Raw genomic sequence first — 12,543 nt, 5'->3', positions numbered from 1 at the left:
ATCTTTCTGTATGTCAACAAATGTACGACGACCCGGCTCGATGGGTTCTTTCCCCAACGCTTTTTCGGATATGGCATCGAGCATCGCGGCCTGGCGCTTATGGACGCTCCTGGGGTGGCTCGAAATCCGCCAGCGGTATGCCCGTTCCCGGCTTGGACCCTTCTGGCTCACGATAAGTATGGGCGTAATGATTGGCTCTATTGGAGTCGTGTACGGCACGCTCTTCAAGCAGGACATTCGCGAGTACCTGCCGTTCCTCGCCATCAGCCTGATCATGTGGAACTATTTCTCGCTGACGGTCACTGAAGGCAGCACCGCTTATATCTACAGCGCGCCTTTCATCCGGCAAACTGCGACCCCCAAACTGATTTTTATCTTTCAGGTCGCGTGGCGTAATGCCATTATTCTTGGGCATAACTTCCTGATTATCCTGGTGTTGCTGATTGCTTTCGGCACTCACTCGTGGCTGGCGATGATCTGGTTCATACCGGCTTTTGTGATCTACGCCGCGAATGCTATCTGGATAGCTGCGCTGGTCGGCTTATTGTCCGCAAGGTTTCGTGATTTGCCGCAAATGATTTCTGCAGTCATGCAGATTGCCTTTTACGTCACGCCGATCATCTACAAGCCGTCGTCTTTGACCAAGTTTCCGTTGATCGTGGAGATGAATCCGCTGACCTATATGATCGATCTGGTGCGTGGTCCGCTTACTGGCGTCGCGCCGAATCTCAATACCTGGATCATCTGTTGCACGATGGCGGTGCTCGGCTGGCTCCTCGCCCTTTTTATGACAGGCCGCTTTATCAAGCGCGTTGCGTTTTGGGTATAACAAAGCGAAGCAATATGACCTTTATTAAACTTACCAATGCAACGCTCGACCTACCGATATACGACGTTCAGGGCCGTTCGCTCAAGAAGCAGGTTTTGCGCTACGGGCGCCGCAACCGGATCGCTGAAGGTAATCACGGCGTCGTAGTCGTTCGTGCAATCGACAACGTCACGATCGAACTTTCGCCGGGTGATCACGTCGGTCTGATCGGACACAACGGTGCCGGCAAATCGTCGCTGCTGCGAGTGATGGCTGGCATCTACACGCCTACGGCTGGCGAAATCAGCGTGTCGGGCAAGGTTGTTCCGTTGCTCGACATTGGTCTCGGTATGGACGAGAACTCGACCGGACGTCAAAACATTCGGCTGCGCGGGCTGCTGCTCGGCATGAGCGATGCGGAAATCAAGAAAAAGCAGCAAGAAATCGCTGACTTCTCGGAGCTGGGCGATTACCTTGATTTGCCGCTTAGAACTTATTCCAGCGGCATGCGCGTGCGACTCGCGTTCGCCGTTTCGACCGCCGTCGACGCCGATATTCTCTTGCTGGACGAAGTGATGGGCGTTGGCGATGCATCGTTCAGGCACAAGGCGACGGATCGGCTGCACGGACTGCGGAGTCGTGCGCAGATTGTCGTGCTTGCAATGCATGCCAATGAAGAGATTCGACGCACCTGCAACAAAGCGCTGTGGCTCGAACGCGGTGGTGTCCGTGCGTTTGGTCCTGTGGACGACGTACTTGCTGAATATGAGCACGCGTCGCCATAAACTGGAGCGCAGCGCGATATGACCTCGCCGATTAATTTTCGGGCCTGAAAACGGACTGTCGATGCTGTTTGAGGGGGCGTGCGTATATGACCGCTCTAAGGGAACCGTTCGTCTTGTGGCGCTTCTGTCGTGCATGGCTTAGCTCTTACCCTGCTAGGGGGCGACTAGCCGAACGGTTCCGGCGACCGCATACCCGCGCTGCTGCGGCTTTTCCGTGTATGGACGGAAATGACAATCGCCGAAGCGGTGAACTTTGATCAAACTCCGGGTTTTGTTGCGGAAAACAGAAAATGTCGCCTGTCCGGCGTGCTCTTCGATATCTATGAAAACTACAAGCGCGCCACATTCCGAATCTGCTTCATTTGACGGCTTATCCGTCTCGGTGGTGGTATTCCGTCCCGACGTCGATCAACTGGTCGCTACCCTCGCGAGCCTCGGCACTTCCTGCGCGACGCTGCGGCAGCAGCGACCAGACCTGCCGCTTGCGTTGTTTCTCATCGACAATGGCGGTCTGCCGGAAAATCTGGCGGTAATCGGGTTGTTGCGGGCGCAAGGAGTCGTCGTAAGGGTCGTCGCCGGTCATGGAAACATCGGTTACGGACGCGGGCACAATCTGGCGATCACTCGCAGCAACAGCCGCTACCACCTGGTCCTGAATCCCGATATCGAGCTCGCCCCTGAAGCACTTGCTCAAGCTCTCAATTTTTTCGACGCACATTCGGAAGTTGGCCTGATAACGCCGTGGATTGGCGATGACGACGGACACCAGCAGTTTCTCTGTCGCCGCTACCCATCGCTTTGGGACCTTTTCGTGCGCGGCTTTCTGCCAGCCCGGCTACGAAAGTTGTTCGCCCATCGTCTCGCCCGCTATGAAATGCGCGACCGCGTCAACGCGAGAGATACCGTGTGGGATCCGCCGATTGTAAGCGGCTGCTTCATGTTTTTTCGTACAGTCGCGCTCAAGCAGCTGGACGGATTTGATCCGAGATATTTCCTGTACTTCGAAGACTACGACCTGAGTCTTCGCGCGCATGATGTCACCCGCGTCGTGTACGTGCCTTCCGTTCGCGTGCTGCACCATGGCGGCGGGGCGGCACGCAAAGGAAGGGCGCACATTCGCATGTTCATCGCATCGGCTTACAAATTCTTCAACCGCTTCGGCTGGAAGTGGCTATGAGTCATGTGCTTGTCAGCGGGGCAAATGGATTTGTCGGTCGCGCGCTATGTCCGGCGCTGCTCGCTGCCGGGCATGCTGTGACAGGGGTGGTTCGGCGTGCCGGGCACATTTCCGGGGGCGTGAGCGAATGGGTCGACGCCAGCATCGATTTCGCGGGTATCGATGCGCAATGGCCGTCCTCGCTTAAGGTTGATTGTGTGGTGCATCTGGCTGCACGGGTCCATGTGATGCGCGATGACGCTGCCGATCCCGACGCGGCCTTCCACGCGACCAATGTCGAAGGTACGTTACGGCTGGCCCGTGCCGCGCGGAATCATGGTGCAAGGCGCTTTGTTTTTGTCAGCAGCGTTAAGGCGCAGGCCGAAGAGGACAATGGCCGGCCGCTGCGGGAAGACGACGAGCCTGCGCCCGAAGATGCATATGGGCGCTCGAAGCTTGCCGCCGAGCGCGCGCTGTCGGCTTACAGCGACGAGTCGGGGCTGGACGTTGTCATCGTGCGACCGCCTCTGGTGTATGGACCCGAAGTGCGTGCGAACTTCCTGCGGTTGATGGAAGGCGTTGCGCACCGGGTGCCGCTGCCTTTAGGGATGGTCGATTCGCGGCGCAGCATGGTGTACGTCGGTAACCTCGTCGACGCTCTGATGCACTGCGCACTCGATCCCCTTGCGGCCCGTCAAACGTTCAATGTCGCCGACAGCGAGGTGTTGAGCGTGACGGAACTCGTCCGCGCTCTAATGAGACATTTGCAAAAATCCAGTCTGCTGCTGCCGGTGCCGCCTGCCTGGCTACGTATTGCTGGCCTTCTGACCGGCCGCCGCGCACAAGTCGAGCGGCTGGTAGGCAGCCTTGAACTCGACACCACGCGCATTCACACCGTACTCGGCTGGCAACCTCCTTTTAGCACCGAGAAAGGTTTAGCCGAGACCACACGCTGGTATCGATCCACGCATTGAGGGCGCGCATGTTAACGTACCTTTCGACCATCCCCATTTGGGTTGCCGTAACGTTCGTCGCGCTCGGCGCCGCGTGCGTATGCGCCGCTATTTTGTGGGTGCTTCTCCAAACCGGCGTGGCGTGGCGACTCGCGACGGACATCCCTAACGACCGCTCACTACACGTCGTTCCGACGCCGCGCGTCGGAGGCTGGGGCATTGTGCCGGTGGCCGTGGCGGCGACCTTGCTGTTGGCGGACAGCCTTTGGTATGCCGCTCTCGGGACGGTCTTCCTTTCCGCCATTTCACAAATCGACGACCGGCGCGGATTGCCCGCGAGAGTCAGGTTCACCGCGCATCTGATTGCCGTGATCGGATTAGTTGTACTTTTCCCCGCCAATGCCCCTTGGTGGGTCTTGGTAATTCTTGCCTTTTTGATGATCTGGCTTGTTAATCTTTACAATTTCATGGACGGTGCAGACGGTCTGGCGGGCGGTATGGCGCTGTTCGGTTTCGCCGGTTACGCGGCCGGTGCGCTGATTAGCGATCATCCATTGTCGGAACTCGTTTGGTCGGCGACGGCGATCTCGGGTGCTGCGCTCGGCTTCCTGTTGTTTAATTTCCACCCAGCACGCATCTTTCTCGGTGACGCTGGATCGATTTCGCTCGGGTTTCTGGCTGGGGCGCTTGGTTACTGGGGGTGGCGCGGAGGAGTCTGGCCGGTCTGGTTCCCGATTTTCGTGTTTGCGCCGTTCATTTGCGATGCTTCGATCACGCTGGCACGCCGGCTGCTCCGCGGCGAAAAATTTTGGCAAGCGCACCGCGAGCATTACTATCAACGTATGGTGCGCTCAGGCATCGGGCACGCCAGGACAGCTTTGATTTGGTATGCACTAATGGTCGCTGGGATAATATTTGCTGTCGGTGCACTGGGCCGCTCAGCGATTTTGCAATCGTGCGTGTTAGCCGTTTGGATCGCCGTTCTTTCTGTAGCAGGGGCTTTGGTTGATTTACGCTGGCGTCGTTTCCAATCAACATCGTCCGATAACTGAGGTTTAACGTTGATGCTAAGAAGCAAGGCTACCTGGCTGTCTTTCTGCGCTTTCCTTTTCGATCTGTGCGCGGTGGCTGCGTCCTGGCTTGTCGCCTATCTCATCCGCTTCAATGGTTCAGTTCCGGACAATTTTCGAACCGGCGCATTGCATTCGCTTGTCTGGGTGCTCCCGGCCTACTGCGTCATGTTTCGCATTTTCGGCCTGTACCGCGGTATGTGGGTCTTCGCCAGCTTGCCGGACCTGGTACGCATTTCGAAAGCGGTTGCCGCTGGTGCGCTGGTCGCGATGGTGGTCTCGGTACTGGTGCAGCCTAATCCCATCGTGCCGCGTTCCGTTCTGGTGGTGTCGCCGCTATTTCTGTTCCTTGCCATGGGTGGCTCACGAGCGTTGTATCGCGCGACCAAAGAGTTCTATCTCTACGGTGGCCTCGTCGCGCAAGGCAAGCCTGTCGTCGTGCTCGGAGCCGGCAACGCCGGAGCAAGCCTTGCGCGTGAACTGTCGCGATCAAGCGAATGGCGTCTGGTTGGCCTGCTCGATGACGATGTATCCAAGCACGGACGGGAAATCTACGGCTACAAGGTCTTAGGCGCAATCAGCGAATTGCCGCAAATGGCTGAAGAGTTGAAAACCGAATACGCGATCATTGCGATTCCGTCCGCCGCGGTGGAGGCCCAGCGACGTGTCGCTACGCTATGCGTGCGGGCCGGCGTGCGCGCTCTGGTGCTTCCTGCGCTGACCGCTGTAACGCAAGGCCAAGGGTTCTTGTCGCGAGTACGGCAGATTGACCTCGAGGATTTGCTGGGTCGTGATCCTGTCAACATCGATACACCGCATGTTGAAGCATTGTTGCGCGGCCGGGTTGTGATGGTCACCGGCGCTGGCGGGTCGATCGGATCTGAACTTTGCCGGCAGATTCTGCGCTTCGGGCCTGCTCAGTTGATCGCCTACGATCTTTCAGAATTCGCGATCTATCGATTGACGGAAGAGCTTACCGAACGGTTCCCTGATGTATCGATGATCCCTGTGATCGGCGATGCACGAGACTCGCTGCTACTCGATCATGTCATGTCTCGACACACGCCGCATATCGTGTTTCATGCTGCAGCGTATAAGCACGTTCCGTTGATGGAAGAGCAGAACGCCTGGCAGGCGGTGCGCAATAACGTGTTGGGCACTTATCGAGTAGGTCGCGCCGCAATTTCCCACGATGTGAAGCACTTCGTACTTATCTCGACCGACAAGGCAGTCAATCCGACCAATGTCATGGGCGCTAGCAAACGACTGGCAGAAATGGCATGTCAGGCTTTGCAGCAAACGAGTGCCCGTACCCAGTTCGAAACGGTTCGATTCGGCAACGTGCTCGGTAGCGCCGGCAGCGTGATCCCGAAGTTCCAGCAGCAGATTGCGAAGGGGGGACCGGTCACTGTGACGCATCCGGAGATCACGCGCTTCTTCATGACGATTCCCGAGGCTTCGCAACTTGTTCTCCAGGCGTCGAGCATGGGGCACGGTGGCGAGATTTTCATTCTGGACATGGGGGAGCCGGTGAAGATCGTCGATCTGGCGCGTGATCTGATTCGTCTTTACGGATTTAGCGAAGAGCAGATCAAGATCGTCTTCACGGGGCTGCGTCCGGGCGAGAAGCTCTATGAAGAGCTGCTTGCCTGCGATGAAACGACGACGCGCACACCGCATCCGAAACTCCGTACAGCGCGCGCGCGCGAAGTATCGGACGATCTGCTGGATAAGCTATTGCCGTGGCTGATGCAACATCGTGTGTTGAGCGACGACGAAGTGCGGCGGGACTTGCGCCGCTGGGTGCCGGAATATCAGCCGGCGAGCGCGCCTGGATTGCGCAGCGTCGAGCCGATTACTCGGGCATCCTGACAAGGTACGTAAGACAGTTTCAATGGGCTGGCCGCGCATAAGTCAGCGCAAACACGACCAAAGCTGCCACTTGTTCCAAGACGCGTACACGGCCCCAAAATCTAACTCCCGGCTTGCGGGAGTGTCTCCCAGCAGCAAAGCATCACGCCTTCCGCTAGGCCGGTACGGCCACGTTCAAGCCGTCGGCCCCTAAGCTTGCGCTCGCGATGGTTGATCTGACGTAGACGACGCCGACGTGGCCTGTGGTTCCGGCGATACCATTACACCGCTTTCTCCCTGCGTCAGCATCTTCTCCGCGATGAGCTTGCCCTTCTTCCGGAAGGGTTCTTCGATATAACAGTAGTTCAGTTCTGCAGCAGTGACCGTCAGCAAAAGCGCGGTTATTACGTAACGTATGGTGTACGTCGAATTGAATACCGTGCCGGGCGGTTCGATAGCGGCCCATATTTCGCGCGTGAAAAAATAGGCCGGAACATGAACGAGATAAATGGCGTAGGAGCGTGTGCCGATCCAGCTAAGAGCTTTGCGTGCAGGGGACGGCCTGATCAGGTATCCCTTGTCGTATGAAGCCAGCCAGACGGCAATGGCGCCGATCACACCTGCCAACCCCGTGTAGAACGGGACGATCTGGTACCGCGTATTCGCTACGGACACGGCTAGCAGCAGGGGCGGCACGAGGAAGCGGAAGAGGGTCGAAGTCAAGTGTGGATCGAGGACTCTGTATCCAGGCGATCTTGAGAACATCGCTAGCAGAACACCAAGTGCGAATGCGTCCGTGCGGATGAAATAGGGCAGACCAACCCATGCTTCCCGATGAAGAAAGACTTGGGCCAACACGACGGCGACGAGGAACAACCTGAGATGTTTGCCGAATAGCAGGATGACGAAGGGGAGCACCAAATAAAACTGCTCTTCGAGGGAAAGTGTCCAATACGGCGTATAAAGGCCGCAAACGCCACTGCCTACTGTACAAGCGTAGTAGTGCAGGTTGGCTACATGCAATACCGCCGCGGCGACGTCGCTAATACTTGGGGCGGTGAAGTAATAGATTTTCGTGTGAACGGCGAAAATGCCGAAGACGAGCGGCAGTGCAAGCCAGAGCCACGCGGATGGCGAGATGCGATAAAACCGCTTGATCCAGAAAGCGCCGGCTTCACGCCAGAAATCAATTCCTTGCTTATCGTTCAGACGCGAAAGCAGCGGCCCGGCGATCACGTAACCGGAAATGACAAAAAAGAGATCAACGCCGATCCACAGACCCTCTCCGATGTTCTGCCACTTCTCGGGCTGCCAGTTAAACAGGGCCCGCAAGTGGTGCCCCATTACAAGCAGGATTGCGATTGCCCGCAGTACCTGAATTTCCTCGTTGTAGCGACGCGGCATGGTCTGGATGTTTCGTATGGAGCTTCGATTATCTCACGGGTAAATTTGGCATCTGGGCAGCTTCGACGCTTTGTTTTCTGGTTGCGTCCATATTTGAGTTGTCGCTCGCTGCGCAATGAACGCAGTCTGCCCGTCCTCCGTGACAGATAACCAAGGGTGTCACAGCCGCGTGCGGCCTGGGGCGGACCCAGATTTAAGCGTGTTGATACGAGGAAGGCGGATCTGCGGTCACCGCCTCCCCTTCCTCACCACCATCCACTTCGGCGCCCTAAACCGCACAATACTCACATAAAGCCACACATAAGTCAGCGCAAACACCACCACAAAACAGAACAGATGCAGCGTATGCCGCCAGAACAACGTCGCCGGCACAACCGCAATCAAACACAGCAGCCACAGATAAGGCGAGGTCAACGAATTGCGCCGCGTCAGCTCGCTCGCCGTTCTCGCGCCCACCGCCCAGCGCATCAGCCGCTTATAAACCAGCATATGCAGATGCACGCCATCGGGAATGCCGGGCGACATCCCGCGAATGAATTTCTTCCGGTAAATCGAAAAGCAGGTCTCGAAGATCGGATACATGAACAGCAGCACCGGGTACCACGCTGACACTTCGCGATTGCGCATCACCAGCATGATCGACAGTTCGGCCAGCATGAAGCCGATGAAATACGCGCCGCCGTCGCCGAGAAAAATCAGCCCCGCCGGGAAATTCCAGATGAAGAAACCGAGCACCGCGCCCATCATCATGAACGACGCCGATAGCACGATCGGATCGGACACCTGGAACGCCACGTATGCGAGCGACGCGAACATCATGAACGCGACCATCGAAGCGAGGCCGTTGAAGCCGTCGATGATATTGATCGCGTTGGCGAGCGCCGCCACCGCCAGCACCGTGACCGCACAGGAAATCACCGCGTAGGAGAGCAGAAAATCCAGAGGCGGCACGCTGATGCGCGTCACAGCGATATTCAGCACGAAGTAGGCTAGCGCCGCGGCCGCCATCGTGCAGACGAGGCGCGCGAGCGGCGACACGCGTTTGGTCAGATCTTCCACGAGGCCCGAGCCGAACGCCGGCATGCCGCACGCGATCAGCCCCAGGATGCCGCCCGAGACGGCCGGATACGCGTAATACAACTGCGCCGCAGACACGATCAAACCGATCAGAATCCCCGCCCCGCCGATGCGCGGCACCGGGCGCGCGTGGAATTTCTGCACGCCGGCCAGATCGGTGTCGGTGGAGAATTTTTCATGCAGATGCGCATAGCGCACGATCAACAGCGTGATCAGCAGTGAAACGAGAAAGCCGAGCGCAAAACTAAGCATGAAAGTGGGCCTGAGCGAAGACGCCGAATTATACAAACGAAACGCACGGCGCCCGGAAAAGCACCAGCCGTGCGTGAGCGCGCGGCCGATCCCAGATAGTGATCGCGTGGCGGCCCGCTGACCCACGCCTGTCATGGATTTCACCTATATAGCGCCGGGCCGCCGAGGTCGTTAACCTAGTTGCGGCGAAGTGTAAATCGCCTACGAATAAAGACGCATGCTGTTTTTTTTACCGCCCTCGCCGCCGCACGACGTGTCGTTCCGGAGATCCAATGCTAAACAACATCACCATTCGTGGCGGTCTCACGCTGGTCATCAGTGTATTCGTCGCCTTCCTGCTGACCGTGATCGGGGTCGGCTATGGGGCGCTCAAACTGGCGAACAGCAGTCTCGACGAGACGCAGCGCACGGCCGCTGCGCTATCGCATCTGAAGGCGAGTTCGGAAAAGCTGCTGCAGGTGCAACTGGGGCTCGGTTCCTATCAGACGCTCTTCAGCGTCGGCAAGCAGACCGACGACTTGCTGCCGGCCGCGCACAAGGTGCTGGTCGCATCGAATAAGGATTTCAGCAGCTACATGGCCGGCCCGTTCGCGAGCGAGGACGAAAAGAAGCTCGCGCAAGCCGTCGAGCAGGCGCGCTCGGCGCTCGTCGATAAGGCGATCGAACCGGAGTTCAAGGCGCTCACCGACTTCGACTTCAACACCTTCCGCAACATCCAGGGCGAAACCGCGAACAACTTTTACGCGGCCTATTCGAAGGCCATCGACGCGCTCGAACAGGTGCAGACCGCCAATCAGCATCAGCAGGCGGAGACCGGCGCGCAACGCTTCCGGCTCGCGACGCTGCTGTTCGCGGCGATCGGCGCGATTGCGATCGCGATCGGCGTGGCGGCGCGGATCGGTTTGTCGGTGGCATTGATCAAGCCGGTCAATGCGACCGTGAAGCACTTCGAGCGCATCGCCGCCGGCGATCTGACGATCGCGATCGCCAGCCGGTCGCGCAACGAGATGGGGCAATTGCTGGGCGCGTTGACGAAGATGCGCGACGGCCTCGTGGACACGGTCGCGCAGGTGCGCGGCAGCACCACGGCGATCACGCAGGGCGCGAATGAAATCGCGTCGGGCAATGCGGATCTGTCGTCGCGCACCGAGCAGCAGGCGGCGGCGTTGCAGCAGACCGCCGCGAGCATGGAGCAACTGTCGGCGACGGTGAAGCAGAACGCGGACAACGCGAAGCAGGCGAACCGTCTCGCGCAGGGCGCGCTGGATACGGTGACCCGCGGCGGCGCGGTGGTCTCGCGCGTGACGCAGACGATGGACGGCATCACCGAATCGTCGCGCAAGGTCGCCGAGATCATCGGCATGATCGAGGGCATCGCGTTTCAGACCAATATCCTCGCGTTGAACGCTGCGGTGGAGGCGGCGCGAGCGGGCGAGCAGGGGCGCGGCTTTGCGGTGGTCGCGTCGGAAGTGCGCAGTCTCGCGCAACGTTCGGGCTCGGCGGCGAAGGAAATCAAGGAACTGATCGGCGAATCCGCGGCGAAGGTCGAGCAGGGCGCGTCGCTGGTATCCGACGCGCAGAAGACGATTCACGAAGCGATGGGCGCGGTGCAACGTGTGACGGGCGTGATGAACGAGATCGAGGCTTCCGCGCACGAGCAGAGCGACGGCATCGAACAGGTCAATCATGCGATCGCGCAGATCGATCAGGTGACGCAGCACAACGCGGCGCTGGTCGAGGAAGCGGCCGCGGCGGCGAAGTCGCTCGAACAGCAGGCGCAGGTGTTGCGCGACGCGGTGTCCGTGTTCCGGGTCAATGGGAATGAGGTGACGGCGACGGCTGCTCGGCCAGGCAATCCGGCGACGGCCGGTCGCGCACGCGGCGCGGCGATTGCAAGCGCGCTGGCTTGAAACCCCGGCATGAATTAATTCGCTGCCTCGCGCGTGGTCGGTAGTTGAGCGCCATAAAGATCAAGTAAGATTCGACCTCGCGCCTGGTGCAAGTCAGCGTTCGACCGTGCCGGCGTGGATAACGATCAAAAAAGACCACAAAAACGCTACGGGAAGACCACTGATGCGTGTCGTCTACTTCTGCACAGCGCCTGCGTTGGGGAAACACGCGGGCGGGGTGAAGGTCATCTACGACCATTGCCGTGCGCTCAACGAAACGGGAATCGACGCCGTCGTTCTGCATGAACGGCGGGGCTATGAGTATCCGTGGGCCGAGCACGCGGTGCCGACTATCGCGGCCAGCGAACTGCGTGCGACGGACCATCTGGTGCTGCCTGAAATCAAGGCGGCCGCGTGTGCCCGCCTGCTCGTCGATGCCGGCGTGCAGTACTCGATCTTCGTGCAGAACGGCTACTACGTCAGCGATTGCGGCGGCCGCCACACGAGTGCCGACGCGTCGTTCGCGTATGCCAATGCCACGGCGATCCTGTCGATCTCGTCGGATACGACTGACCTGATCATGCTGCACTATCCTGAGCTGGCGGCGCGCGTCGTGGGCGTGCAGTGCTCGATCGACGCGAACGAATTCGCGATCGGCCGGGACAAGCGCAATGTGATCACCTATATGCCGCGCAAGAACGGCCGGCATGCGGCGGCCGTCGCGTTTGCGCTGGAACGGCGGCTGCCGGCCGGCTGGCGGTTGCAGGCCATCGACGGAATGAGCGAACGGGAAGTCGCGCATGCGTTGCGGACTTCGCGGATTTTCATGTCGTTTTCCGATCTCGAAGGACTCGGCTTGCCGCCGATCGAGGCCGCGCTATGCGGCAACTATGTGATCGGTTACCACGGCGGCGGCGGACGTGATTACTGGCGTGCGCCGAATTTCGAAGCCGTCGAGGCGGGCGACATCGGTGCGTTCGTCAAGCGGGTTATCGCGCGCGCCGAGTCGCTAGGGGCGTCGGACGAAGACACGCTCGACGCATTGCTGCCGGGCATCGACTCATTGAGCGTCCGCTATTCCCGTGCCAACGAACGGCTGGCGCTGCAGCGTTTCAGAGACGTGTTGCGGGCCGGCGATGCGCAGCCTGAAGCCGCGCCTGAAGTCAGAACCGGAAAGACACGGCTGCGAAGTCTCGCGAAGTTGCAGCGTCGGCCGAAACTGAGCTGGCGGTTCGCTGCCGCGCGCTCCCAGTGGTTAGCAGGGTTCGGACGGCGCGGCGCGGCGAGGTAGACGATCG

General features: G+C 59.2%; 10 protein-coding genes. 8 read left to right on the top strand and 2 right to left on the bottom strand.

The window, feature by feature from the left end; all coding sequences use genetic code 11:
• The first annotated feature begins 40 nt into the window (after positions 1–40).
• From PQQ51_RS11025 to PQQ51_RS11000, 6 genes are all read left to right on the top strand, one after another.
• The gene (locus PQQ51_RS11025; protein WP_408496810.1) at positions 41–829 is read left to right on the top strand and encodes an ABC transporter permease; all 789 of its coding nucleotides are present in this window, start codon (positions 41–43) and stop codon (positions 827–829) included.
• Between the two features lie 14 nt (positions 830–843).
• Positions 844–1,593: an ABC transporter ATP-binding protein gene (locus PQQ51_RS11020; protein ID WP_408496809.1), complete on the top strand. Its 750-nt coding sequence runs from the start codon at positions 844–846 to the stop codon at positions 1,591–1,593.
• A 322-nt stretch (positions 1,594–1,915) separates the two neighbouring features.
• Positions 1,916–2,770 carry a glycosyltransferase family 2 protein gene (locus PQQ51_RS11015; protein ID WP_408496808.1) on the top strand — a complete coding sequence of 285 codons (855 nt, stop codon included), beginning with the start codon at positions 1,916–1,918 and terminating at the stop codon, positions 2,768–2,770.
• A complete protein-coding gene (locus tag PQQ51_RS11010; RefSeq protein WP_408496807.1) occupies positions 2,767–3,723 on the top strand; it encodes a UDP-glucose 4-epimerase family protein in 957 nt (318 codons plus the stop codon). The genes PQQ51_RS11015 and PQQ51_RS11010 overlap by 4 nt, the downstream gene beginning before the upstream one ends.
• Positions 3,724–3,731: 8 nt before the next feature.
• Positions 3,732–4,754, top strand: coding sequence for an MraY family glycosyltransferase (locus PQQ51_RS11005; RefSeq protein ID WP_408496806.1), 1,023 nt, complete (start codon positions 3,732–3,734; stop codon positions 4,752–4,754).
• 12 nt (positions 4,755–4,766) lie between these two features.
• Positions 4,767–6,644: a polysaccharide biosynthesis protein gene (locus PQQ51_RS11000; RefSeq protein WP_408496805.1), complete on the top strand. Its 1,878-nt coding sequence runs from the start codon at positions 4,767–4,769 to the stop codon at positions 6,642–6,644.
• Between the two features lie 189 nt (positions 6,645–6,833).
• Here PQQ51_RS11000 and PQQ51_RS10995 read toward each other — a convergent pair whose 3' ends face one another.
• Both PQQ51_RS10995 and PQQ51_RS10990 read right to left on the bottom strand, forming a co-directional pair.
• Complete coding sequence (locus tag PQQ51_RS10995) at positions 6,834–8,027, bottom strand: acyltransferase family protein (RefSeq protein ID WP_408496804.1); 1,194 nt, start codon at positions 8,025–8,027, stop codon at positions 6,834–6,836.
• 228 nt (positions 8,028–8,255) lie between these two features.
• Positions 8,256–9,356, bottom strand: a complete 1,101-nt coding sequence (locus PQQ51_RS10990) for an MraY family glycosyltransferase (protein ID WP_408496803.1) — start codon at positions 9,354–9,356, stop codon at positions 8,256–8,258.
• A gap of 272 nt (positions 9,357–9,628) precedes the next feature.
• On the opposite strand from PQQ51_RS10990, the gene PQQ51_RS10985 reads away from it, so the two are divergent.
• The gene (locus tag PQQ51_RS10985) at positions 9,629–11,266 is read left to right on the top strand and encodes a methyl-accepting chemotaxis protein (protein WP_408496802.1); all 1,638 of its coding nucleotides are present in this window, start codon (positions 9,629–9,631) and stop codon (positions 11,264–11,266) included.
• Between the two features lie 163 nt (positions 11,267–11,429).
• Positions 11,430–12,536 carry a glycosyltransferase family protein gene (locus PQQ51_RS10980; protein WP_408496801.1) on the top strand — a complete coding sequence of 369 codons (1,107 nt, stop codon included), beginning with the start codon at positions 11,430–11,432 and terminating at the stop codon, positions 12,534–12,536.
• Positions 12,537–12,543 lie beyond the last annotated feature (7 nt).

Source organism: Paraburkholderia xenovorans (genome assembly GCF_046030735.1).
GTDB classification, from domain to species: domain Bacteria; phylum Pseudomonadota; class Gammaproteobacteria; order Burkholderiales; family Burkholderiaceae; genus Paraburkholderia; species Paraburkholderia xenovorans_A.
Note: the sequence above shows the minus strand (reverse complement) of the source record. Positions and strands in the feature narration are given on the sequence as shown.